This window comes from Acidovorax sp. BoFeN1, from assembly GCF_003345135.1.
Classification (GTDB): Bacteria; Pseudomonadota; Gammaproteobacteria; order Burkholderiales; family Burkholderiaceae_C; genus Acidovorax; species Acidovorax defluvii.
The window spans coordinates 31,009-55,191 of sequence record NZ_QOZT01000015.1; the positions used below are offsets into that span (position 1 = coordinate 31,009).

Consider the following 24,183-nt stretch of genomic DNA (forward strand, 5'->3'; position numbering starts at 1 on the left):
GCCCGGCTTGCCGGCGCACACCCGCCCAGGCTAGTCGCCCGCGGCCACCAGGAAGTCGCGGCTGATGCCGCCACCCAGATCGTTCACGCGGTCGAGAAACTGCGTCAGGTAAGCGTGCAGGCCCGTGGCCAGGATTTCGTCGATACGGCCATATTGCAGATCGGCCAGCAGCCGCCCGGCGCAGCGCTGTGTCTCAGCGGACTGCTCGTTGGCCACCACAGCCAGGTTGTCCACCACCTCGCGCAGGCTGGCGTGCAGCGATCGGGGCATGTCGCGGCGCAGGATCAGCAGGTCGGCCACCCGCCCCGGGGTGATGACGTCGCGGTAGACCTTGCGGTACACCTCGAACGCCGAAACACTGCGCAAGATGGCGCTCCAGTGGTAGAAGTCGTTCTCCTGGTTGCGCTCGCTGGCACGGCCAAAAAAGTCGTTGTTGACGGCGTGAAACTTCACATCCAGCAGGCGCGCCGTGTTGTCGCTGCGCTCCAGAAACGTGCCCAGCCGCAGGAAATGAAAGGCCTCGTCCTGCAGCATGGTGCCCAGCGTGACACCGCGCGACAGGTGCGAGCGGTATTTGACCCACTCAAAAAATTGGGCCGGATCGCGCTCGAAGATGCCACCTTGGAGTTGCCGGGTCAGTTCCAGCCAGGTCTGGTTCTGCGTTTCCCACACTTCGGTGGTCAGCGCACCGCGCACCGCCCGCGCGTTCTCCCGCGCGGCCCGCAGGCACGACAAGATGGACGACGGATTGTCGCCATCGCGCACCATGAATTCGAGCACCTTGGCAGGGGCGACCTCACCGTGCTTTTCGGTATAGGCCGGAATCAGCTCGCTGATCGACAGCAGCCCCAGCCAGCCTTCCTGGGCCATGGCGGCAGACTGCGGCAGCAGCGAGGTCTCGTAGCTCACATTGAGCATGCGTGCGGTGTTCTCTGCCCGCTCGGTGTAGCGTGACATCCAGAACAGATGATCGGCAGTGCGGCTCAGCATGTTTCCTCCCCGGGCAGAGAACCCCGCACGCGCTGCGCGCGCACGCTGTGTTGTGGTGAAAGTCTGCCTTCAGCAGCCTTTTCTGCCCGCTCGGTGTAGCGTGACATCCAGAACAGATGATCGGCAGTGCGGCTCAGCATGTTTCCTCCCCGGGCAGAGAACCCCGAACGCGCTGCGCGCGCACGCTGTGTTGTGGTGAAAGTCTGCCTTCAGCAGCCTTTTGGTGGACGCATAACAAGTGCTTTGCACAATTGTTAGCGCCCCCGCTGTTTGCTGACGCAAACAGAGCTGCCCGCTCGGTGTAGCGTGACATCCAGAACAGATGATCGGCAGTGCGGCTCAGCATGTTTTGCCCCCTTCTTGTCCCAATACCCACGTGTCCTTGGTGCCGCCGCCTTGCGACGAGTTGACGACCAGCGAGCCGTCTTGCAAGGCCACGCGTGTAAGGCCACCCGCCACCATCTGCACCTCCCGGCCGCTCAGCACAAAGGGGCGCAGGTCGATGTGGCGCGGAGCGATTCCGCTTTCCACATAGGTCGGGCAGGTGGACAGGCTGAGCGTGGGCTGGGCGATGTAGCCCGCCGGATTGGCCAGCAGGGCGCGGCGGAAGTCTTCGATTTCTGATTGCGTGGCGGCCGGGCCGATGAGCATGCCGTAGCCGCCGGCGCCGTGCACCTCTTTCACCACCAGTTCAGACAGGTGCGCCAGCACATACTGCAGATCGTCGGGCTTGCGGCACATCCAGGTGGGCACGTTTTTCAGAATCGGCTCTTCACCCAGGTAAAAGCGGATCATCTCGGGCACATAGGGGTACACCGATTTGTCATCGGCCACGCCGGTTCCCACAGCGTTGCAGATGCCCACGTTGCCCGCGCGATAGGCCTCCATGAGGCCCGCGCAACCCAGCGTGGACGTGCGGCGAAACACCTGCGGATCGAGAAAATCATCGTCCACCCGCCGATAGATCACATCCACCCGCTGCAAGCCGCGCGTGGTCCGCATGTATACAAACCGGTCTTTGACCACCAGGTCCTGCCCTTCCACCAGCTCCACGCCCATCTGCTGCGCAAGAAAGGCGTGCTCAAAATAGGCGCTGTTGTGCATGCCGGGCGTCAGCACCACCACCACCGGCTCTGCCACGGTGGCCGGGGCGCTGGCCCGCAGGGTTTCCAGCAGCATGTCGGGGTAATGCGCCACGGGGGCCACCGCATGTGCGCTGAAAAGCTCAGGAAAAAGCCGCATCATCATCTTGCGGTTTTCCAGCATGTAGGAAACCCCCGAGGGCACACGCAGGTTGTCTTCCAGCACGTAATACACGCCGTTGCCCTGCGCGTCGGCGGCCCGCACGATGTCGATGCCGGCGATGTGTGCATAGACGTCCCGGGGCACCTGCACGCCAGCCATCTCGGGGCGGTATTGGGCGTTGTTCAGCACCAGGTCGGTCGGAACAATGCCCGCACGCAGGATGTCCTGCCCGTGGTAGACGTCATGGATGAAGCGGTTAAGCGCGGTCACCCGCTGTACCAGGCCGCGCTGCATCTGCGCCCATTCGTGGCCGGGGATGATGCGGGGGATCAGATCAAACGGGATCAGCCGCTCGCTGCCCGCGCCGCCTTCGTCCTTGGCGCCATACACCGCAAACGTGATGCCCACGCGCCGAAAGATCATCTCGGCCTCGAGCCGGCGGGCCTGCATCACATCCGCAGGCTGGCGCGCCAGCCATTGGCCATAGCGCTTGTAATGCTCTCGCACATCGCTGCCATCAAAGGGCAGCATGGCGTACATCTCATCAAATTTCTGCATGGGCGAGCCTCCTGGAGTCAGGATAGCAAGTTACGCGCCTGCCGCAGGTGTTGCACGACAAATAACAGCGCCCGCTTGGGCTAGGGTGCGATGTTGTGCTGCCAGTAACGCCGCCCAGCATCCCGCTCGCAGCGCACCTGCAATGGCTGCACCGAGCGCCAGGTGGCGGCGCCACAGCGCGCGGACTCCACCACCCGGATATCTCGCTCTTGATAGCGCCCCAGCACCTCGGGCGCCGGGTGCCCAAAGCGGTTGCGGTAACCGGCCTGCACCAAAGCGGTACGCGGCTGCACCGCATCCAGAAACGGCGCGCTCGATGAGGTCTTGCTGCCGTGGTGCGGCACCAGCAGCACATCGGCGGCCAGCGGTGCGGCACCGGCCACCAGGGCCTGCTCCTGGGCCTGCTCGATATCGCCCACCAGCAAGGCCACTGCGGGTGCAGGTCCCGGGGTGGCGATGCGCAGCACACAGCTGGCGGCATTGGTGCGCACGGCGGGCGCGGTGGCCTTGCCAGCCGCAGCGGGCGTGCCCTGGCCCGCCGCCGGGAACAGCACCTCGAAGGCCACGCCATCCCAATCCCAGCGCTGCCCCGCCACACAGGGCGTGGCCGGGCGCAGGGCCTGCAATTCATGCTCGGCTTCGATCGAGCCGGTCAAGGCCGCCTGGGGTTGTTGCGCCAGCACGGCGGCCGCGCCGCCGGTGTGGTCAGAATCCCGGTGGCTCAGCATGAGCAGATCCAGCCGCTCCCCCAACGCGCGCAGCAGGGGCACCAACACGCGGTGGCCCGCGTCGCTTTCGCGGCTGAAGCGCGGGCCGGCGTCGTACAACAGTGCATGCGTGGCGGTGCGCACCAGCACGGCATTGCCCTGGCCAATGTCGGCAGCAAGCAGTTCAAATTGCCCCGGCGCAGGCCGCACTGGCTGCCACCACAGCGCGGGCAGCAGCAAGGGCAGCGCCAGCGCGCGCACCGCCCACGGCACACGCATGGCCAGCAGGGCACCCCCCACCACCGCCGCCACACCCGCCCACAATGGCGCCATCGGAACAAACGCCACGGCCAGGGGCCAGGCCGCAAGCCACTGCAAGAACGCGGCAAGGGGTTGCAGGGCCATAGCAGCCAAGCTCCACAACGGTGCCCACACCACCCCGGCCAGTGCCAGCGGAGTCACCACCAGCGTCACCCACGGTATAGCCAACAGATTGGCCACAAAACCCACCAGAGACACCTGGCCAAACAGCAGCAAGGTCAGTGGGGTGAGCGCCAGTGTCACCACCCACTGCTCTCGTAAAAGTGCATAAAAACGGGCTCTAGCGCTCACCCCATAAGCGCCATCAGCTATATTATTAGTAGCAAACAACACAGCAACAGCCACAAAACTCAACCAGAACCCCGCCTGCCACAGCGCCCACGGGTCCACCACAACCACCACGGCGCAGGCCAGCAGCCATACCTGTGGCCAAGGCCAGCGGCGCCCACTCAGTTGCAGCGCAGCAATGGTCGCCAGCATCAGCACGGTGCGCTGCGCGGGCACGCCCCAGCCACTGAAGAGCGCATAGGCACCCGCCAGCAAAACACCTGCCACCAGGGCCGCAGAGGGGGCCGGGACGGCCAGGCACAAACGCGGCGAACGGCACCACAGCCGCCGCACCACCAGCGCCGCCAGCCAGGCAAACAGGGTGATATGCAGACCCGAGATGCTCATCAGATGCGCCACGCCGGTGGCGCGAAACACATCCCAGTCGGCGCGGTCAATCGCACGCTGGTCACCCGTCACCAGGGCGGCCACCACGCCAGCGACCCGCACCTGCCCCGCATCCCCTGCTGCAGCACTGCCGGCAAGGCGGGACACGATGGCATCGCGCACCGCTTGGCGCGCACGCTCGACAGGGTGCCGCCAGGTGCTGCCGAGCCGCACCGGCGGCAAGTCGTTGGTGCCGGCGCGCACATAGCCCGTGGCCTGCACGCCCTGCTCCCACATCCAGAGCTCGTAGTCGAAACCATGGGGGTTGCGTGCCCCATGGGGGGCCTTCAGGCGCACCGTCATTTCCCAGCGCTCGCCCGCCCGCAGCGATGGGGGCTGCCGCAATGCATCGGCAGGCTGCGCCATCTCCAGCGCCGCATCGCCATACCACGACACATCCACCAGCGGGGGCAATGTCACCGCAGCGCCTTGCCAAAACGCAGCCTCAACTTCCAGGCGCAAGCGCACGCCCATTTCGTTCACCTGCGGCATGGCAGCGACCACGCCGGTCACCCGCAGGTCACGCCCTTCCAGCCCCGGGGCCAGCGCATGGGAGGCATAGGCACCGGCACGCAGCCCGCACACGGCAAACAAGGCCAGCGCCCCCGCGCAGGCCGCAAAGCCCATGGCCCGCGCACTGCGCCAGCGCCGCTCAGCAGCCAAGGGTGTATGACCCCACCATGCGCGGCGCAGGCTGCTGACCAGCCAGGCCACACCAGCCAAGGCCAGCAGCACGCCATAAACAGGCCCGGGCCAAAGCTGGGGCTGCTGCAACTGCACCGCGGCACCCACCAGGGCCCCCAGCAAGCACGCCGGCAAGCGCCATGCGCCCCCTACGGAACTCTCCTCGTGCGGTTTCGGCGCAGCAGGGCGGAATACGCTGGAGGAAATGGGCGGCATGGGCACATGCTAAACGCAACCCACAGCGCAAAAATGGGCACTTCTCGCACACGCATGTGTAACACTGGCGCCCTCTGCACCGGCATCAGGGCAATGCGCCTGCGCTTGCGCCCCGACCGGTCATGTCTGCCACCCATCCGAGGAAAACCATGAGCGTTTACGACAAGCTGAAAGAACTCCAGATCACCCTGCCCCCGGTTTCCGTGCCGGCGGCTGCCTATGTGCCTTATGTGCAGACCGGCAAGCTGGTGTTTCTGAGCGGCCACATCGCGCGCAAGGACGGCAAGCCTTGGGCCGCCCAGTTTGGCCGCGACATCACCACCGAAGAAGGCAAGGCCGCTGCCCGCGCCGTGGCCATCGACCTGATGGGCACACTGCAAGCCGCCTGCGGGGGCGACCTGAACCGGGTGCAACGCATCGTCAAGGTGATGAGCCTGGTCAACTCCACCGGCGACTTCACCGAGCAGCACCTGGTGACCAACGGCGCCAGCGAGTTGCTGGGCCAGGTATTTGGTGAAAAAGGAGTGCACGCGCGCAGCGCTTTTGGCGTGGCACAGATTCCCATGGGTGCGTGCGTTGAGATCGAATTGATCGCTGAACTCAACTGAAAACTGAGCGCTCAGCGCTCAGCGCCCTTCGGGGTCAGCGACTCAAAAAGTTTCCCAATCGTCGTCCCCACCCTTTGCCACGGCAGTGGCTCGGGGCGCCGGTGCAGCGGGCTTGCGCGGCTCCTCGGCAGAAGGGGCCGGAGCACTGGGCGCGCTGCCCGCACCCGCCAGCCGCTTGGCGGCAGGTTTGCTTGCCACGGCAGGGCGTTGCACCCTGGCAGCGGCTGCAGCCATGCCGGGGGCCGGGGCTGCCACGGCGCGGGCCACCGGGGCCTGTACGCCATAGGCGGCTGCGTTGACCTTGAACACCGACACCATCTGCGCCAGTTGCTCAGCCTGTTCACGCAGGCTTTGTGCTGCGGCTGCGCTTTCCTCGACGAGTGCCGCGTTTTGCTGCGTCATCTGGTCAAGATTGCCCACCGCTTGGTTGACCTGGGAAACGCCTGCACCCTGCTCGGTGGATGCGGCCGTGATTTCGCCAATCATGTCGGTCACGCGCTGAACCGATTGCACGATGTCGGCCATGGTGGAGCCGGCATCCGCCACCAGCCGAGAGCCGGTGTCCACCTTTTCCACCGATGCATTGATCAATTGCTTGATCTCCTTGGCGGCCTCGGCACTGCGCTGGGCCAGGCTGCGCACTTCGCTGGCCACCACCGCAAAACCTCGTCCCTGCTCACCAGCACGGGCTGCCTCGACGGCCGCGTTCAGCGCCAGGATGTTGGTCTGAAATGCAATGCCATCAATGACACCAATGATGTCGGAGATCTTTTTGCTGCTTTGATTGATCTCGTCCATGGTGGCAACCACCTGCGTTACCACCTCACCGCCGCGTCGTGCCACGCCAGTGGCACTGACCGCCAGGCTGCTGGCCTGCTGGGCACTGCCAGCGCTTTGCTGGATGGTGCTGGTGAACTGCTCCATGGCGGCTGCGGTTTGCTGCAGGTTGCTCGATGTCTGCTCGGTGCGCGCGGAAAGATCGTGGTTGCCGGTGGCAATTTCGGCACTGGCGATGGCAATGCTGTCGGTGCTCTGGCGCACCTGGTGCACCACGCGGCCCAGGGCATCGCTCATCGCGTATTGCGATCGCAGCAGATCACCAAACTCGTCGCCACGCGTGACGGTGGCCTGCATGCTCAGGTCGCCCGCTGCAATGCGGGCAGCGAGGTCGTTGGCCTGGGCCAGGGGCTGCTCAATGCTGCGAATGAGGAAATAGGCCCCGCCAATGATCGCCAGCAGCAAGGCGCCCACCGCCACCGCCGCCATTTTCACGGTCAACATGCGTGAAGCCGTCATCTCCGCCAAGGTCGTCTGCGCAGTCTGCTGCTGCATCTGCACAAAGTCGCCCAACGTCTGCAGATAAGCAGACACCGCAGGGTTGTAGGACTGCTTGACCAGGGCCACGGCCTGCTCTGCCTGGCCATCGGCCTTGAGCTGCCTGGCTTGCGCCCGCAGCTCGGTCATGGTTTTGCGCGCAGCGGCAATTTTGGCCATCTGCGCCCTGTCCTGCTCGGACAAGGCCATGCCTTCCATGGATTTCTGCACTTCGCTGATTTGCGCCGAAGTGGCTGCGATGACGTCCTTGAACTCCAGCTCTACCGCCGGATCGCTGCTGACGATGAGCGCCTGCGTGCGCGCCGCATTGGTCTCGGTCAGGCCAGCCCAGCGGATGGCGGAAGAGACCCGGGCCTCCATCTCTTTGGTCACCGCGTCGGCCTGCGCCTGCACCTTGGCGGACCGGTACCCCGAAAAACCCACTACAGCGATCAGCATGACCACGATAAGGACGACCGCCAGCCACAGCTTGTGGGCAATGCGAAGTTGATTCAGCATGATTTGTCTCCTGCAGTCCGATAATTCGTAACTGATAGTGCGTGATTTTTCATTTTCCTACAAATCCAGGGCATTCCCCCGGGCGTCGCACCTCACCAGGATTTCCGACAGGCGACAAATGCGCCTGCCGACACGGCGGCTATTCGACGCGCGTCACGGAGGCTGGCTTGAACCCCAGATCTGCCGCCTTGCCCTTGCGTCCACGGGCTGCGCGGGCGTTGTTGAGCGAGCGGATTTCCAGCGTTTCTTCCCGCAGCTTGCCGCCCCGGCCCACACCCTCGATGCGGACGCTGCGCGTGTAGGCGACGGCACCCGCCAGCTGGTCTTTGGGCTCCAGGTCGATCAGCATCAGGCCACGGCCGCCGTTGGCCATGGTCTTGAGTTCGCTGATCTCGAACGTCAGGATGCGCCCCCCCGCCGAGGCACAGGCAACATGCGTGGCGGCAGGTAGCGGCTGACCGCCGGTGCTGCCCGCCGCGTGCGAAGGCGGGCAAACCGTTTCGCCATCACCCAGTGTCAGGAAGGATTTACCCCCCCTCTGGCGCGAGACCAGGTTTTCCACGCTGGCCAAGAATCCATAGCCACCTGAGTTTGACAGCAGCAACACGGCGCTTGCCGGGCCGGCAAAGTAGTGCAGCAGCTGCGTGCCCGATTCCAGCTCGATCAGGGTGGTGACCGGCTGTCCGTCGCCACGCCCACCGGGCAACAGGGCCACCGGCACCGAATACACGCGGCCATTGCTGCCAAACGCGATGAGCTGGTCCACGGTGCGGCATTCAAACGTGGCATACAGCCCGTCGCCCGCCTTGAAGGCAAAACTGGCCGCCTCGTGGCCATGGCCATTGCGCGCACGCACCCAGCCTTTTTGTGAAACGACCACCGTGACGGGCTCGTCCACCACCTTGACCTCGGCCACGGCTTTTTTCTCGGCCTGGATCAGGGTGCGGCGTGGGTCGGCAAAGGTCTTGGCATCGGCTTCGATCTCCTTGACCATGGTGCGGCGCAGCGAGCCGGGGTTGTTCAGGATGTCTTCGAGCTTGCCCTGGCTTTCGCGCAGCTCTTTCAGCTCCTGCTCGATCTTGATGGCTTCCAGCCGCGCCAGCTGGCGCAGCCGGATTTCGAGGATGTCTTCGGCCTGGCGGTCGCTCAGGGCAAAGCGCGCAATCAGTGCGGCCTTGGGATCGTCCGCCTGTCGGATGATGGCAATCACCTCGTCGATGTTGAGCAGCACGGTCTGCCGCCCTTCGAGGATGTGAATGCGGTCCAGCACCTTGGTCAGCCGGTGCTGCGTGCGGCGGGTGATGGTGCCCTGGCGGAAGGCGATCCACTCTTCCAGCATCAGCCGCATGGATTTCTGCACGGGCTTGCCATCCAGCCCCACCATGGTGAGGTTGATGGGTGCCGAGGTTTCGAGGCTGGTGTGGGCCAAAAGCGCCGTGATCAGCTCTTGCTGTGGGGTCTTGCCGGTCTTGGGCTCGAACACCAGGCGCACAGGCGCGTCCTTGCTGGACTCGTCGCGCACCACGTCCAGCACGGCCAGGATGCTGGCCTTGAGCTGTGTCTGGTCCTGGCTCAGCGCCTTTTTGCCGGCCTTGACCTTGGGGTTGGTGATTTCTTCGATTTCTTCGAGCACGCGCTGTGTGCTCACGCCGGGCGGGAGCTCGTTCACCACCAGCTGCCACTGGCCCCGCGCGAGTTCTTCGATCTTCCAGCGCGCACGCACCTTCAGGCTGCCACGGCCCGTGCGGTAGGCGTCGGCAATATCGCCCGCGCTGCTGATGATCTGGCCGCCGCCGGGGTAGTCCGGGCCGGGCACCAACGCCAGCAGGTCTTCGGCGCTGAGCGAGGGCGTCTTGATGAGTGCAATGCAGGCGTCGGCAATCTCGCGCAGGTTGTGGCTGGGGATCTCGGTGGCCAGGCCCACGGCAATGCCACTGGCGCCGTTGAGCAGCGCAAACGGCAGGCGTGCGGGCAACTGGCGGGGTTCCTCCGTGCTGCCGTCGTAGTTGGGCATGAAATCGACCGTGCCTTCATCGATCTCGTCGAGCAGCAGGCTGGTGATGCGCGACAGGCGCGCCTCGGTATAGCGCATGGCCGCAGCGCCGTCGCCGTCACGGCTGCCGAAGTTGCCCTGGCCGTCAATCAGCGGGTACCGCTGGGCAAAGTCCTGCGCCATGCGCACCAGCGCGTCGTAGGCCGACTGGTCGCCGTGCGGGTGAAAACGGCCCAGCACATCGCCCACCACGCGGGCACTCTTGACGGGCTTGGCCGCCGTGCTGCGCGTGGGGCCGCTGTAGCCCAGGCCCATGCGGTCCATCGAATACAAAATGCGCCGCTGCACGGGCTTGAGGCCATCGCACACGTCGGGCAATGCACGGCCCTTGACGACCGACAAAGCATATTCAAGATAGGCGCGCTGGGCATAACCGGCCAGATCCAGGGAGTCGCCCCCGTCGCCGGCGGTAGTGAAATCGAGAGTGGGTTGGTCGCTCATTCGTTCGGGTTCGGTTCAGTCACGTTCTGGGGCGGGGCCACACGCGTGGCGGGCAGATTGCCCCGGTTCAAGGCGCCGCCCGATAGCTCCATGCGCACACGGCCGGGGCCCGCACGCTGCGCCAGCACAGGCGCTGGCGGCTTGAGCTGGGCATACAGGCCGAGCACGGTGCGCACATAGTTCTGGGTTTCCTTGTAGGCCGGGATCCGGTTACCCGCCCTTTGCACCGCGCCCTCGCCTGCGTTGTAGGCAGCCAGGGCCAGGTCCAGACGGCCGGGAAACAGATCGAGCAGATAGCGCAGGTAGCGGGTGCCGGCAGACACATTCAAGGCCGGGTCCAACAGCTTCTGCGCCACCGTCCGGCGGGTGTCCGCCGCCACGCCAAACCGCCCTGCCGTCGCAGGCATGACCTGCATCAGGCCGATAGCTCCTTTGGGTGACACGGCACCAGCGTCAAATCCCGATTCGGTGGCAATCAGGGCCTGCAGCAACTCGTAGTCCACCCCCTGGCGGCTGGCCGAGGCCCGCAAATGGTGCTTGACGCGCTTGTAATCGGGCGAAATGTCAAAAAATGCCAGCAAGCGCACCGCGGGAGGCTGCGCCTGCCCAGGGCGCTGATCGCTTGCAGGCGCATCGCGCGAGGAGTCGAATTGCGTTCCGCGGAAAAACAGCTCGTAGCGCGCATCCACCTGCTCTGCGGCAAAGTGGGTCACACCACGCGGGTCCACAAAGGCCCACAGGTCGGCATGCGCTGCCTGCTGCGCTATCAATAGCAGCAAAGGCACAGCCAGCAAGCGCAAGAGGCCTAAAAGGCGATAAATGGTGCGCATGTGAAACACCGACAAGGGGCGGTCAGGCATCTGCGGTCAGATGTCCACTTCCACCGCGTCGCCATGCAGCTCCATCAACTCGCGCCGGGATGCCGCCTCGCCCTTGCCCATCAGCTTGGTGATGAGCACCTCGGTGGCGGCAAAGTCGGTGCCGCCCAACTGCACGGGCAACAGGCGCCGGGTGTCGGGGTTGAGCGTGGTCTCCCACAGCTGCTCGGCGTTCATCTCGCCCAGGCCCTTGAAGCGGCTGATCTGGCATTTTTCGCGCGGCACGCCGTCTTTCGCGCATTTGTCGAGGATGGCGGTGAGCTCGCCCTCGTCCAGCGCATACATCTTGGCCGCAGGCTTCTTGCCGCGCGCGGGCACATCTACACGAAACAGCGGCGGGCGCGCCACATAGATGTGGCCGGTCTCGATGAGCTTGGGGAAGTGGCGAAAGAAAAGCGTGAGCAGCAGCACCTGGATGTGGGAGCCGTCCACATCGGCATCACTGAGGATGCAGACCTTGCCATAGCGCAGGCCCGACAGGTCGGGTGAGTCGTTGGGGCCGTGCGGGTCCACCCCCATGGCCACCGAAATGTCGTGGATTTCGTTGTTGGCAAACAGCCGGTCGCGGTCTACCTCCCAGGTGTTGAGCACCTTGCCGCGCAGGGGCAGCACTGCCTGGTTCTCCTTGTCGCGGCCCATCTTGGCGCTGCCACCGGCCGAATCGCCCTCGACAAGGAACACTTCGTTGTAGGCGATGTCGCGGCTTTCGCAATCGGTGAGCTTTCCGGGCAGCACAGCCACGCCCGAGCCCTTGCGCTTTTCGACCTTCTGGCCGGCCCTCTGGCGCGTCTGTGCGGCCTTGATGGCCAGTTCGGCCAGCTTCTTGCCGTAGTCCACATGCTGGTTGAGCCAGAGCTCGAGCGCCGGGCGCACGAAGCCGCTGACCAGCCGCACCGCGTCGCGCGAGTTCAGGCGTTCCTTGATCTGGCCCTGGAACTGCGGGTCGAGCACCTTGGCTGAGAGCACATAGCTGGCTCGCGCAAACACGTCTTCGGGCATCAGCTTCACGCCCTTGGGCAGAAGCGAATGCAGCTCGATGAAGCTCTTGACGGCGTTGAACAGGCCATCGCGCAGGCCGCTTTCGTGCGTGCCGCCCGCGCTGGTGGGGATCAGATTGACATAGCTTTCGCGCACGGGCTGGCCGTCTTCGGTGAAGGCCACACACCACGAGGCGCCCTCGCCTTCGGCAAAGCTGTCGTTGCTGCTGTCGGCAAAACCCTCGCCTTCAAACAGCGGTATCACCGGGTCGCCGTTGAGCGTTTGCTGCAGGTAGTCGCGCAGGCCGCCCTTGTATTGCCAGGTCTGGGTGTCGCGTGTTTTTTCGTTGATCAGCGAGACCGACACGCCCGGCATCAGCACCGCCTTGCTGCGCAGCAGGTGGGTGAGGTCGCCCAGCGGCAAGGCGCTCGATTCGAAGTATTTGGCGTCGGGCCAAACGCGCACCGTGGTGCCCTGCTTGCGCTCACCGGCCTCCAGGGGGCGCGCCACCAGGGGCTCGATCACATCGCCCGCCGAGAACACCAACCGGGCCGATTGCCCCTCGCGGTAGCTGGTGGCTTCCAGCCGGGTGGCCAGCGCGTTGGTCACGCTCACGCCCACACCGTGCAGGCCGCCCGAGAAGCTGTAGGCCCCGCCCTTGCCCTTGTCGAACTTGCCGCCCGCGTGCAGACGGGTGAACACCAGTTCGATCACCGGGGCCTTTTCCTCGGGGTGCAGGCCAAACGGAATGCCCCGGCCGTCGTCTTCGATGCTCACCGAGCCGTCGGCATGGAGCGTGACCTTGATCTTCTTGCCGTAGCCCGCCAGTGCCTCGTCGGCGGCGTTGTCCAGCACCTCCTGAATGACGTGCAGCGGGTTGTCGGTGCGGGTGTACATGCCCGGGCGCTGCTTGACGGGCTCCAGGCCCTTGAGCACACGGATGGAACCCTCGGAATATTCGCTGGCGGACACTGATGACGGTTTGGCAGACATGGGGCGAATTGTAGTGCCGCAGCGCTGTTGGGACTGGATAAATACCCAGTCTGCAGCACGATGGCGCGCCGCGCTTCGTGCAGGCGTCAGGCAAATGCACGCCGGATTGGCTACATTCCTTGCATGCACACGAATCCCCAAAAATTGTCCATGTTCCAGGTGCTGGCGTGCGGTGCCGCCATCGTGACCTTGTCCATGGGCATCCGCCACGGCTTCGGGCTGTGGTTGCAACCCATCACCCAGGAGATGGGCTGGACACGCCAGTCGTTTGCCCTGGCGATTGCCATCCAGAACCTCTCGTGGGGCGTGATCGGCATTTTTGTCGGCATGGTGGCCGACCGGTTTGGCGCGTTTCGCGTGCTGATAGGCGGCGCAGTGCTCTATGGCCTTGGGCTGGCTGGCATGGCGCTGTCACCTACGCCCACCCTGTTTGCACTCACGGCGGGTGTGCTGATTGGCGCGGCCCAGGCCGGAACCACCTATGCCGTGATCTACGGCGTGCTGGGCCGACAGATTGCGCCCGAAAGACGCTCGTGGGCTATGGGTGTGGCGGCGGCGGCCGGCTCGTTTGGCCAGTTTCTGATGGTGCCGGTAGAGGGCTGGCTGATCAGCAGTTTGGGCTGGCAACAGGCGCTGCTGGCGCTGTCGCTGATGGTGCTGCTGATTGTTCCGCTGGCCTTCGGACTGCGCGAGCCCGGGTTCCACGCATCCACCCCCGCCCGGCGCGACCAGACCATTGTGCAGGCATTGGGTGAGGCGTTTCGCTACCCCAGCTTTCTGCTGCTGACGGCGGGGTATTTTGTGTGCGGGTTCCAGGTGGTGTTCATTGGCGTGCACATGCCCAGCTACCTGCGCGACCACGGGCTCTCGCCCCAGGTGGCCAGCTATGCGCTGGCACTGATCGGGCTGTTCAACGTGTTTGGCACCTACATTGCGGGCACGCTGGGCCAGCGCATGCCCAAGCGCAACATCCTTGCCTTCATCTACTTTGCGCGGGCCGTGGTGATTTCGATTTTTCTGCTGGTACCGCTTTCGCCGCTGTCGGTGTACGTGTTTTCTGCCGTCATGGGGGCGCTGTGGCTGTCCACCGTGCCCCCCACCAATGCCACGATTGCGCAGATCTTTGGCGTGCAGCACCTGTCGATGCTGGGCGGTTTTGTCTTCTTCAGCCACCAGGTGGGCAGCTTCATGGGGGTGTGGCTGGGCGGCTATCTGTATGACCGCACGGGCAGCTACGATGTGGTGTGGTACATCGCGATCGGGCTCGGTATTTTTGCGGGGCTGGTGAATCTGCCCGTCAAGGAAGCCCCCATCCAGCGCGGCACGCCACAGCCCGCCTGAAAAACGACCAGTAACCCAACACCCTTGACGGCCCCATGCACATCCCCACACCGCGCCTCACATCCCGCTTTGCCCGGCTGCTGGGCTGGGTGGCCGCCTTGCTGATCTTGCTGGCGGTGTTTGCGATGTACACCGTGCCGGGGTTCATGGTCATGCTGGCAGACCAGATGTGGGCATGTTTTTGATATTTTTAAGCTTTTTTAGCCTCTAGAGCTTATACAGCAAGCGCTAGCAGCTACTATTTTTATAGCGATTATTCTCCTCAATGCTCGGTACTGAAGCACCATCCGACTGGGTTCGCCGCTGGTCAACCCTGGCGCCGCCAGGCAGCACCGCGCTGGACGTGGCCTGTGGCGCGGGCAGGCACCTGCGCTGGATGCACCAGCACGGCCACCCCACCGTGGGCGTAGACCGCTCGGCCGATGCCGTGGCGGCGTGCGCGGCCTGGGGTGAAATTCACTGTGCCGACATTGAAGACGGCCCCTGGCCTTTCGCTGGCCGACAGTTTGGCGCGGTGATCGTCACCAACTACCTCTGGCGCCCGCTGCTGCCCCTTCTGGTGGACAGCGTGGCCCCTGGCGGTGTGCTGATTTATGAAACCTTTGCAAGCGGCAATGAAACCGTTGGACGCCCTGCGCGGGCCGATTTTTTGCTGCAACCCGGCGAGTTGCTTGCCGCCTGTGCGACCCTTCGCACCGTTGCGTACGAAGACGGCTTTGTGGACGCGCCCGCACGTTTCGTGCAGCGCATTGCGGCCGTGCGCGAAACCGCGCACCCACGCCAGCCCGTTCGATACCGTCTGGACCTTCCGGTCTAGTTAGAATGCCCTTTTACCGTTTTCACTTGCGGACATGACCTCTTCTTCCGTCCCCCTTACCGGCAGCATCGTCGCCCTCGTCACCCCCATGCACGAGGACGGTAGCGTGGACTACCCCGCCCTGCGCAAACTGATTGACTGGCACATCACCGAAGGCACCGACTGCATCGGCGTGGTCGGCACCACGGGCGAATCGCCCACGGTCAACGTCGAAGAGCATTGCGAGATCATCCGCGTGTCCGTGGAGCAGGCCGCCAAGCGCGTGCCCATCATGGCCGGCTGTGGCGCCAACTCCACAGCAGAGGCGATCGAGCTGGCCAAGTTTGCCCGCGGCGTAGGGGCCGACAGCCAGCTGCAGGTCGTGCCCTACTACAACAAGCCCACGCAAGAGGGCCAGTACCAGCACTTCAAGGCAATTGCCGAGGCCACGGGCGACCTGCCCATGGTGCTCTACAACGTGCCTGGCCGCTCGGTGGCAGACATGCTGCACGACACCGTGCTGCGCCTGGCGCAGGTGCCCGGCATCATCGGTATCAAAGAGGCCACCGGCAACATCGAGCGCGCCCAGTGGCTGATCCGCGATTTGCCCAAGGACTTCGCCGTGTATTCGGGCGATGACCCCACCGCCGTGGCCCTGATGCTCTGCGGTGGTCACGGCAACATCAGCGTGACCGCCAACGTGGCACCCCGCCTGATGCACGAACTGTGTGTTGCGGCGCTTGCCGGAAATGTGCGGCGCGCCATGGACATCCAGTTCCAGCTGATGCCGGTGCACAAAAACCTGTTCATTGAAGCCAACCCGATTCCCGTCAAGTGGGCCATGGCCCGCATGGGTCTGTGCGCAGGCACCATGCGCCTGCCCATGACACCCCTGAGCCAGGGCCACGAAGCCACCGTGGAAGCAGCCCTGCGCGCCAGCGGCCTGCTTTAACCCTACCGCCCTGACACCCGAGACACTCTGAGGATTTCCGCGTGAATCACACTGCACGATTGGGCCTGCTGGGCCTTGCCATGGCGCTTTCCGCCTGCTCCGTTCTGGAAAACGACAAGATCGACTACAAAAGCGCCACCCAGGGGGCCACACTGGAGGTGCCCCCCGACCTGACGCAACTGTCCCGAGAAAACCGCTATGCGGTACCCGGCAGCGCGGTATCTGCCGCAGCCTACCAGGCTGGCCAGAACACCAAATCGTCTGCCACCTCCGGAGCAGCAGCCACGAAAATCGGCGATGTCCGCATCGAACGCAACGGCGCCCAGCGCTGGCTGGTGATCGACCGACCGGCCGACCAGTTGTGGGACCCGGTGCGGGAGTACTGGCTGGAGAACGGTTTCAACCTGGTTGTCGACCAGGCTGACCTGGGCATTCTGGAGACCGACTGGGCGGAAAATCGCGCCAAGCTGCCGCAGGACGTGATTCGCGCCACCCTCGGCAAGGTTTTTGATTCGCTGTATTCCACGGGCGAGCGCGACAAGTTCCGCACGCGCCTGGAGCGCAATGCCGCCGGCGGCACCGAGATTTACGTCACCCACCGCGGCATGGTGGAGGTTTACACCAGCACGTCCAAGGACAGCACCGTCTGGCAGCCCCGCGCCGCCGACCCCGAACTCGAAACCGAATTCCTGCGCCGTCTGATGGTCAAGCTCGGTGTGCCCCAAGAGCAATCCCAGGCCGTGGTGGCAGCGCCGGCCTTGAAGGCCGCGAGCGTGCGCATGACCTCGGTCAACAACGTCCCGGTCGTGCAGATGGACGAAGGTTTTGATCGCGCGTGGCGCCGTGTGGGCCTGGCCCTTGACCGCACGGGCTTCACCGTCGAAGACCGCAACCGCAATGACGGCCTGTATTTTGTGCGTTACGTGGCTCCCGGAACCGACAAGAAGGAGCCAGGCTTCTTCAGCAAGCTGCTGGGCGGATCTGCCGCCACTCCCCCGCTGAAGTACCGTGTGGTGGTGCGCAGCCAGGGGGAAGCCATCACGGTTTCCGTGCTGAATGAGGCCGGTGCGCCCGAATCGTCTGCCAACGCCGAACGTATCCTGCGCGTGCTGGCAGACGACCTGAAATAAGCACGCCTGCCGATGCTGCGCTTTCGCAGCTTGGGCAGCGGCAGCTCAGGCAACGCCACCGTGGTGGAAGCGGGCGACGGATTGCAGGTGCGCCGCCTGTTGGTGGACTGTGGCTTCGGCATCCGGCAACTTGCCACCCGGCTGGGTGCGGCGGGGTTGGGCATCGACCAGATCGATGCCATTTTCATCACGCATGAACACGCAGACCATGTCGGCTGTGCCCATACCGTGGCAATGCGGCACCGCATTCCCGTCTTTATGAGCCGCGGCACCCATGTGGCGATAGGTGCGCCAGATTTTGACGGGCTGCTGCAGATGGCCCACGACATGGTTCCCATCGATCTCGGCACGGTGTGCGCAGTGCCCTTTACCGTGCCGCACGATGCGCGGGAACCGCTGCAATTGCGCTGCACCGATGGCGCTTCTCACCTTGGCCTGCTTACCGACCTGGGCCACGCGAGCCCCCATGTGCTGCAGCAATTGCAGGGTTGCCACGCGCTGCTGCTGGAGGCCAACCACGACCCGGACATGCTCGCAGCATCCGGCTATCCCGCTTTTCTGAAGCGACGCATTGCGGGTGCGCATGGGCATCTGGCCAACCACGACGCTGCCGGCATCCTGGCGGCCGTTCGGCACACGGGTCTGAATCGCGTGGTCGCGGCACACCTCAGCGCGCAGAACAACCAGCCCCGGCTGGCGCAGCAAGCGCTGGCACACTCCATGGGTTGGCCCGCTGACGCTGTGGACATTGCCTCGGCCACCGCAGGTACGGACTGGATCAACGTGGTGTAGTCGCCGCAACTACGCAGCGCATCCCCTTGGCAAAAGACTCAGCGGCAAATTGCCGCGCAAGAGCTACCCAGCCTCTGCAGTCATCGCAACACAATGGGCAGCAACAAAAAAGCCCCGCACCTGTGAACAGGTCGGGGCCCTTGGTTTCAGAGGCTCCAGCAAGGCTGGCAGGCCCTGAAATCCGTGCCGGCTTTACTTCGCAGCGGAAGCAGCGCTGGTAGCAGCCGTTGCAGCAGCGTCCACAGCAGCCTTGGCATCGGTTGCAGCGGTTGCAGCAGCGTCAACGGCGGTCTGTGCGCCAGTTGCGGCAGTTGCAGCAGCATCGGCAGCAGCCTTGGCGGAGTCTGCAGCAGAAGCAGCGGCTTCGGCAGCAGGCGCAGCAGCGTCAGAAGCAGGCGCAGCGGCGGCAGGTGCCTCCACGGGAGCTGGCGCAGGAGCAGCAACAGGCTCTTCCTTCTTGCCACAAGCGGCGAGGGCAGCAGCAGCGATCAGGGTAGCCAGAACGAGCGATTTCTTCATTTCAATTTTCCTAGTTGGACAGACAAAAAACCGGAGTAGCCACCACGACCAGACTGTGCAGCCGTTGACGCGTTGGCCGAATGCATGGGCGTGCGTTTCTGCGCAATCAACAATTATATTGGGATTTCGTCAATCCCGAATAACGCTGAATTCCCACATGAAACGCAATTCATTTTTCATGCATTGAGCACTATCAACGTTACAACCCCAATGTGGTTGACGGGAATCCGGGTGAACTTTTGCTTCGCAACCATTCATTGAGTGATTCCCGCAATAAAACGCGGCGTTCCGGCTCAAAGCCGGCAACCCCCACACAGCGTACGGGATCGAGGCGGTGCATCACCCAGGCTGGCGACCAAAAGGCACTGGGGAGGTCAAGCGGGTCTGCCGAAGGGCTGCGCCGACAGCTGATGATGTGATCCCAGGTGCCGCGCCAGCGCACAAAACGCGGATGCCGCCGTATCACCTCGTCAAACGTGCAAGCCAGCATGGTGAACCGACGGCCACTGTGGGCCCACTGCTGCAACGACTCGATGACAGCAAGCTCTCCCAGCGGCCAGTCATAAAAGTTGGAATCACTCACAATAATCTCTGACCATCCCTCACGCGCCGCTGTGGCCAACCCATCACGCACAAGCTGCATGAACGCCTCGCGACCACTGAACCGCCCAGAAGGCAAATCAGGCAATGAAGGGGCTGGGGTTACCGCATCGGTCATGGGGTTTCCTGTGGGTCTTTGCAGGCATGGGCCCAGCCAGCGTCGCACCACGCAGACAGCAGCTCCAGGGCATCGTCAGTGGCACGCGCCAGATCACGGCTATTCAAGCGGCGTTGATCCGCCAGGCGCCGCATCAACGTGGCGTCGCGGCCTGCCGCGCGATAGCTGTCGCCATTGATGAACACGTGGTGCGCGTCGTACATCATGCGGGTACGCCGGTCCAGTGCCAAACCCTCCAGCATCACACCTGCGTCATTCGGCTCAAACCATACGCTGGGCTTAGGCTCGGTCAGGTACTCACCCAGCGCGCGTTCGAGCACCAGGGGCTCGCTCAATGCGCGCTTCAAGGCATCCCGGGCAAATTCGTGCAACCGCTCGGGAATGGCAGCGGGCAGCTCCACTGCATCCTGGCCCGCATCGCGGTACAAAACCGGGACAGCTTCCTCGTCCGCATCTTCTGACACCCGCAGCAGAAGCTCGTTGGCCAGTTCGGCACGCGCCGGAACCCGAAAACCGATCGAGTAGGTCATGCACTCCCCTTCGGCGATACCGTCGTGGGCATATCCGGGCGGAAGGTACAGCATGTCCCCGGGCTCGAGCACATACTCTTGCTCGGGTTCGAACTGCGCCAGCACTTTCAGCGGTATATCGTCGCGCAAGTTGAGGTTTTTTTGGCGCCCAATGCGCCAGCGGCGGCGGCCATGGGCCTGCAGCAGAAATACGTCGTAGCTATCAAAATGCGGCCCCACGCCGCCGCCGTCGCTGGCGTAGCTGATCATCAGGTCGTCGAGGCGGGCATCCGGAACAAAACGGAACTGCTGCATGAGGGCATGCACCTGGTCGTTGTGCAGATCCACACCCTGCACCAGGAGCGTCCAGTTGGGTTGCTGCAGGGCAGGCAATGCCCGGCGCGAAAACGGACCGTGGCGCAACTTCCAGACATCCTTGACCTGCTGTACCAAGCGGGACTCCACGCCCTCCTGAGCAGCCAGGGCAAACAGCTCGGAACGCAACACCGGCGGTGTGAATTGCGCAATGGCCTGGCGCACCAGCAAGGGCTTTTTTTGCCAGTGCCGACGCATGAATTGCGCGGGGGTCAGGCCACCGAGCAGGGAGAGGGGTTGCTGGATATCCATGAGAACCTGTCCGCCCATTTACAGGGCCATTGATCAAACTGCGACAATTCTCCTATGGAAATTACCCAACAATGCGTGGTCGCCTTGACCTGGACCCTGAAAGACACCTTGGGAGAAGAGCTGGACGTGCTCGATGATCCTGTGGAATTCCTGGTGGGCGGTGAGGACCTGCTGCAGCGCATCGAGGAAGCGCTGCAAGGCCATGGCCCTGGTGCGACGCTGGCGCTGCACCTGGAGCCCGAGGATGCTTTTGGCGACTTCAACGATCAACTGCTTTTTTTGGAGCCCCGCGAACTCTTCCCGCCTGAGATTGAGGAGGGCATGACGTTTGATGGGAGCGCCCTGCCAGAGGGCGTCAACCCCACCGCGCCCCGCAGCGGTCTCTACACGGTGACGGAAATCTACCCAGAGCACCTGGTGCTGGACGGAAACCATCCCCTTGCTGGAATCGCCCTGCGGCTGCAACTCACGGTGCAAGGCGTGCGCGAAGCCACAGAGGAAGAAATCGGCAAAGGCACGGCGGGCACGGGCTTTTTTCGCATCCAGCCCCAGGCACCAGGCAACTCGCTGCTGCACTGAAATGGCGGCCCTTGCGGGCCACCAATTCGCGCTGACTGCTTACTGGCGGGAAATCTGACCGTTGTACAAACGCACCCGGTCGCCGGTACGCAGGTCGCCCGGATTGCTTACGTCGTAAGAGCGATAGCCGCCCTGGTCAAGCTGAATCGAGATGCGATAGCCCTGCACCTCGCCGCCGCTGTTGTTGTTGCGCCCTTCGATGGCATTGCCTGCAAGCGCTCCGCCAATGGCGCCCACCGCAGTTGCGGCAGTGCGGCCCGATCCGCCACCCACTTGGTTGCCCAATACTCCACCCACCACGGCACCCAGGACTGCGCCTGCACCGGTGGTTTGCCCCTGGCTGCGACCCTGCAACACCTCAATATTGGCAACACGGCCGTATTCCGTGCCCATGGCATTGTTCGAATAAACCGGTGCATTGCTTTGGTAGCCGCCTGACGTGTAACCGCCCGATGGATACTGGCTCGGATAGGTCTGCTGTGGCGCACATGCGGCCAAGGCTCCGAGCATAAAGACAGAGCCCACCAGGGTGGCGGTACGTGTGATCTGGCGCATATCAGTTCTCCTTGAAATATCTCGATGAGGGCAGTGTGCTGTCGAAGCGATTCACCACCCGATTCAAAACAATTGAAGCATGGGCCCGAGGTACCCTTGGACGGCGAAGCACGACCGTGCAGGTCGGCATTGGGCTCTGCGCCGCGTAGGAATGCGCTGACACAAGGACACGGGCATGAAACAGTGCAGGGACGAGAAACCCCTCACCCCTTGCCCGTGGACCCGTAGCCGCCCTCGCCCCTCTCGGTGGCCTCGAACTCGGTCACCACGTTGAACTGCGCCTGTATCACGGGAACAATGACCAACTGGGCCAGCCGCTCCATGGGCTCCAGCGTGAAAGGCACCGTGCTGCGATTCCAGGCACTGACCATGAGCTGCCCCTGGTAATCGCTGTCGATCAGGCCCACCAGATTGCCCAGAACAATGCCGTGCTTGTGCCCCAGCCCCGAGCGGGGCAGGATGAGCGCAGCGTAGCCGGGGTCTTTGATGAACACGGCAATGCCCGTGGGCACCAGGTGCCAGGCATTGGGCGCCAGCACCAAGGGCGCATCGATACAGGCCCGCAGGTCCAGACCCGCACTGCCCGCCGTGGCATAGGTAGGCAACTGATCCGCCATGCGCGAATCAAGAATCTTGACGTCAATCTTCACTTCTTGCTTTCTGCTTTGCCCTGCGGGGTCCGTGCCCGCAAGCGCTGTCGCCAGGGCTCTGCGCCCTGATTTTCGGAGATGCGGGGAAGTGAGATCAGGTCAGGGAGCACTTGCACTGCCCTGCCCAATCCCCACCACAACACCGCCATGAACATCAAAATCGGCAGCGAGCCCCGGCCAAAACCCAGCCAGGCAATGGCGTGCACCACTATCGCCAGCAACAGCACGACCCGTGCGCCACGAAGCCTGCCCCCAAGCTGCCCGGCCATCGCAGCCAGGTCAGGGGGTTGTGCCTGCACGGGTGGTTTCGGTGCGCTCTCGCCACGCAGGGGCGCCTCCTGCATACGGGTCGGCTCGGCAGCCCCCGCCGCTTTCGTGTGCGGGGAGCGCGCCGCACCCTGCGCGGTGGCACCCAAACGATCCACATAGCGGGCGAAATCACCGTCGGGGGGCGTATCCCAGTCAGGGCGGACAGGCGGAATCACCGTGGTCATCCTTGGAAGTCAGGCCTGCAGAGCAGGCAGGCGCTGGGCAATCTCGGCAATCAGCTGCTGGGCCAATATGCGCTTGGATGCCCGGGGCAGCTCGCGATGCCCCTGCGCGTCCACCAGCAACAGGGCGTTGTCGTCCTGCCCAAAGGTGGCGGGGCCAATATTGCCCACCAGCAGCGGCACTCCCTTGCGCTGGCGCTTGGCCGTAGCGTGCTGCAGCAGATCGTGGCTTTCGGCCGCGAAGCCCACACAGAACAGATCGCCCACCAGCGCGTGCTGCGACTGCGCCACGGTGGCCAGGATGTCGGGGTTCTCGACAAAACCCAGCACCGGCGTCTGGCCCGACCCGTCTTTCTTGATCTTCTGCTCCGACTGCGTGGCCGGACGCCAGTCAGCTACCGCCGCAGTCGCTATAAAAACAGTAGCTTTCTGCGCTTTCTGCATAACGGCTTCAAGCATATTTTGCGCAGAATGCACGTTGATGCGATGCACACCGCGCGGCGTGGCCAGATGCACCGGGCCCGCCACCAGCGTGACCTCGGCACCGGCCTCGCGGGCCGCGCGCGCAATGGCAAAGCCCATCTTGCCGCTGGAATGGTTGGTGATGCCACGCACCGGGTCAATGGCCTCGAACGTGGGGCCCGCCGTGACCAGCACCTTCTGGCCCGCCAGCACCTTGGGCGTGAAAAAGGCAATCACTTCTTCCAGCAACTCCGCCGGCTCCAGCATGCGCCCGTCACCCGTTTCGCCGCAGGCCTGGTCGCCGTTGCCCACGGCCAGCACCGTGGCGCCGTCCTGGGCCACCTGGGCCAGGTTGCGCTGCGTGGCCGGGTGCGCCCACATTTCGCGGTTCATGGCCGGTGCCAGCAGCAAGGGCACACGCTCCTGTGGTCGCGCCAGGCACAGCAGGCTCAACAATTCATCCGCCCGCCCCTGCGCCAGGCGCGCCACAAAGTCGGCGCTGCAGGGCGCAACCAGGATGGCATCGGCCTCGCGGCTAAGGTTGATGTGGGGCATGTTGTTGGGCTCGCGCGCGTCCCATTGCGAGCCATGCACCGGCCTGCCCGACAGGGCCTGCATGGTGACCGGCGTGATGAATTGCCTGGCTGCCTCGGTCATCACCACCTGCACGGTGGCCCCCTCCTTGATGAGCTGGCGGCACAGATCGGCCGCCTTGTAGCAAGCCACGCCTCCACTCAGACCCAGAACAATGTGTTTGCCAGCAAGCTCATTCATGGCGCGAATTTAGCAGACAGAAGCAGGCCCCGCCGCGGCCGCTTGCCGGGGGGCCATCTATAATCCCAA

At 64.1% G+C, this 24,183-nt stretch carries 24 protein-coding genes; 8 read left to right on the top strand and 16 right to left on the bottom strand.

The window, feature by feature from the left end; genetic code table 11:
• Positions 1–30: 30 nt before the first annotated feature.
• The 5 genes from DTW89_RS05925 to DTW89_RS05945 form a co-directional block, all read right to left on the bottom strand.
• Positions 31–990, bottom strand: a complete 960-nt coding sequence (locus tag DTW89_RS05925; RefSeq protein ID WP_024814545.1) for an alpha-E domain-containing protein — start codon at positions 988–990, stop codon at positions 31–33.
• Positions 984–1,130 carry an alpha-E domain-containing protein gene (locus DTW89_RS20050; RefSeq protein ID WP_114655263.1) on the bottom strand — a complete coding sequence of 49 codons (147 nt, stop codon included), beginning with the start codon at positions 1,128–1,130 and terminating at the stop codon, positions 984–986. The genes DTW89_RS05925 and DTW89_RS20050 overlap by 7 nt, the downstream gene beginning before the upstream one ends.
• Entirely contained in the window at positions 1,124–1,336 is a 213-nt protein-coding gene (locus tag DTW89_RS05935; RefSeq protein ID WP_081739347.1) for an alpha-E domain-containing protein, read from the bottom strand. Before DTW89_RS05935 ends, DTW89_RS20050 begins: the two co-directional genes overlap by 7 nt.
• Positions 1,330–2,793 carry a circularly permuted type 2 ATP-grasp protein gene (locus DTW89_RS05940; RefSeq protein WP_114655264.1) on the bottom strand — a complete coding sequence of 488 codons (1,464 nt, stop codon included), beginning with the start codon at positions 2,791–2,793 and terminating at the stop codon, positions 1,330–1,332. The genes DTW89_RS05935 and DTW89_RS05940 overlap by 7 nt, the downstream gene beginning before the upstream one ends.
• A gap of 80 nt (positions 2,794–2,873) precedes the next feature.
• Positions 2,874–5,435, bottom strand: coding sequence for a DNA internalization-related competence protein ComEC/Rec2 (locus DTW89_RS05945; protein ID WP_114655265.1), 2,562 nt, complete (start codon positions 5,433–5,435; stop codon positions 2,874–2,876).
• 149 nt (positions 5,436–5,584) lie between these two features.
• Here DTW89_RS05945 and DTW89_RS05950 point away from each other — a divergent pair, with 149 nt between their 5' ends.
• The gene (locus DTW89_RS05950) at positions 5,585–6,043 is read left to right on the top strand and encodes a RidA family protein (protein ID WP_024814542.1); all 459 of its coding nucleotides are present in this window, start codon (positions 5,585–5,587) and stop codon (positions 6,041–6,043) included.
• A 42-nt stretch (positions 6,044–6,085) separates the two neighbouring features.
• Here DTW89_RS05950 and DTW89_RS05955 read toward each other — a convergent pair whose 3' ends face one another.
• From DTW89_RS05955 to DTW89_RS05970, 4 genes are all read right to left on the bottom strand, one after another.
• Positions 6,086–7,876 (bottom strand): methyl-accepting chemotaxis protein, encoded by a 1,791-nt coding sequence (locus tag DTW89_RS05955; protein WP_291475750.1) that lies wholly within the window; start codon positions 7,874–7,876, stop codon positions 6,086–6,088.
• A gap of 139 nt (positions 7,877–8,015) precedes the next feature.
• Complete coding sequence (gene parC, locus DTW89_RS05960; protein ID WP_114655266.1) at positions 8,016–10,370, bottom strand: DNA topoisomerase IV subunit A; 2,355 nt, start codon at positions 10,368–10,370, stop codon at positions 8,016–8,018.
• On the bottom strand, positions 10,367–11,200 hold the full coding sequence (locus DTW89_RS05965) for a lytic transglycosylase domain-containing protein (RefSeq protein ID WP_114655285.1): 834 nt from the start codon (positions 11,198–11,200) through the stop codon (positions 10,367–10,369). The genes parC and DTW89_RS05965 overlap by 4 nt, the downstream gene beginning before the upstream one ends.
• 36 nt (positions 11,201–11,236) lie before the next feature.
• The gene (locus DTW89_RS05970; protein WP_114655267.1) at positions 11,237–13,219 is read right to left on the bottom strand and encodes a DNA topoisomerase IV subunit B; all 1,983 of its coding nucleotides are present in this window, start codon (positions 13,217–13,219) and stop codon (positions 11,237–11,239) included.
• A 123-nt stretch (positions 13,220–13,342) separates the two neighbouring features.
• Between DTW89_RS05970 and DTW89_RS05975 the strand changes: the two genes are divergently transcribed.
• The 6 genes from DTW89_RS05975 to DTW89_RS05995 all read left to right on the top strand — a co-directional run bounded on the left by DTW89_RS05975 (position 13,343) and on the right by DTW89_RS05995 (position 18,230).
• Positions 13,343–14,560, top strand: coding sequence for an MFS transporter (locus DTW89_RS05975; RefSeq protein ID WP_111865337.1), 1,218 nt, complete (start codon positions 13,343–13,345; stop codon positions 14,558–14,560).
• Between the two features lie 35 nt (positions 14,561–14,595).
• Positions 14,596–14,745 carry a hypothetical protein gene (locus DTW89_RS19490; RefSeq protein ID WP_201740952.1) on the top strand — a complete coding sequence of 50 codons (150 nt, stop codon included), beginning with the start codon at positions 14,596–14,598 and terminating at the stop codon, positions 14,743–14,745.
• A gap of 80 nt (positions 14,746–14,825) precedes the next feature.
• The gene (locus DTW89_RS05980) at positions 14,826–15,377 is read left to right on the top strand and encodes a class I SAM-dependent methyltransferase (RefSeq protein ID WP_114655268.1); all 552 of its coding nucleotides are present in this window, start codon (positions 14,826–14,828) and stop codon (positions 15,375–15,377) included.
• Positions 15,378–15,411: 34 nt separating this feature from the next.
• Positions 15,412–16,308, top strand: a complete 897-nt coding sequence (dapA, locus tag DTW89_RS05985) for a 4-hydroxy-tetrahydrodipicolinate synthase (RefSeq protein WP_111865341.1) — start codon at positions 15,412–15,414, stop codon at positions 16,306–16,308.
• 41 nt (positions 16,309–16,349) lie between these two features.
• Entirely contained in the window at positions 16,350–17,438 is a 1,089-nt protein-coding gene (gene bamC, locus DTW89_RS05990) for an outer membrane protein assembly factor BamC (RefSeq protein ID WP_114655269.1), read from the top strand.
• 12 nt (positions 17,439–17,450) lie between these two features.
• Positions 17,451–18,230 (top strand): MBL fold metallo-hydrolase, encoded by a 780-nt coding sequence (locus DTW89_RS05995; RefSeq protein ID WP_114655270.1) that lies wholly within the window; start codon positions 17,451–17,453, stop codon positions 18,228–18,230.
• Positions 18,231–18,376: 146 nt separating this feature from the next.
• On the opposite strand, the gene DTW89_RS06000 is transcribed toward DTW89_RS05995, so the two are convergent.
• The 3 genes from DTW89_RS06000 to DTW89_RS06010 form a co-directional block, all read right to left on the bottom strand.
• Positions 18,377–18,673 carry a hypothetical protein gene (locus DTW89_RS06000; protein ID WP_161555626.1) on the bottom strand — a complete coding sequence of 99 codons (297 nt, stop codon included), beginning with the start codon at positions 18,671–18,673 and terminating at the stop codon, positions 18,377–18,379.
• 275 nt (positions 18,674–18,948) lie between these two features.
• On the bottom strand, positions 18,949–19,467 hold the full coding sequence (locus DTW89_RS06005) for a hypothetical protein (protein ID WP_114655271.1): 519 nt from the start codon (positions 19,465–19,467) through the stop codon (positions 18,949–18,951).
• Positions 19,464–20,603 (bottom strand): cupin domain-containing protein, encoded by a 1,140-nt coding sequence (locus DTW89_RS06010; protein ID WP_114655286.1) that lies wholly within the window; start codon positions 20,601–20,603, stop codon positions 19,464–19,466. Before DTW89_RS06010 ends, DTW89_RS06005 begins: the two co-directional genes overlap by 4 nt.
• A gap of 54 nt (positions 20,604–20,657) precedes the next feature.
• On the opposite strand from DTW89_RS06010, the gene DTW89_RS06015 reads away from it, so the two are divergent.
• The gene (locus tag DTW89_RS06015) at positions 20,658–21,182 is read left to right on the top strand and encodes an FKBP-type peptidyl-prolyl cis-trans isomerase (protein WP_114655272.1); all 525 of its coding nucleotides are present in this window, start codon (positions 20,658–20,660) and stop codon (positions 21,180–21,182) included.
• 39 nt (positions 21,183–21,221) lie between these two features.
• On the opposite strand, the gene DTW89_RS06020 is transcribed toward DTW89_RS06015, so the two are convergent.
• The 4 genes from DTW89_RS06020 to coaBC form a co-directional block, all read right to left on the bottom strand.
• Entirely contained in the window at positions 21,222–21,737 is a 516-nt protein-coding gene (locus DTW89_RS06020) for a glycine zipper 2TM domain-containing protein (protein ID WP_114655273.1), read from the bottom strand.
• Between the two features lie 203 nt (positions 21,738–21,940).
• Positions 21,941–22,387, bottom strand: coding sequence for a dUTP diphosphatase (gene dut / locus DTW89_RS06025; protein WP_114655274.1), 447 nt, complete (start codon positions 22,385–22,387; stop codon positions 21,941–21,943).
• On the bottom strand, positions 22,384–22,872 hold the full coding sequence (locus DTW89_RS06030) for a hypothetical protein (RefSeq protein ID WP_147277632.1): 489 nt from the start codon (positions 22,870–22,872) through the stop codon (positions 22,384–22,386). The genes dut and DTW89_RS06030 overlap by 4 nt, the downstream gene beginning before the upstream one ends.
• Before the next feature lie 18 nt (positions 22,873–22,890).
• Entirely contained in the window at positions 22,891–24,114 is a 1,224-nt protein-coding gene (gene coaBC / locus DTW89_RS06035) for a bifunctional phosphopantothenoylcysteine decarboxylase/phosphopantothenate--cysteine ligase CoaBC (protein ID WP_114655276.1), read from the bottom strand.
• Positions 24,115–24,183 lie beyond the last annotated feature (69 nt).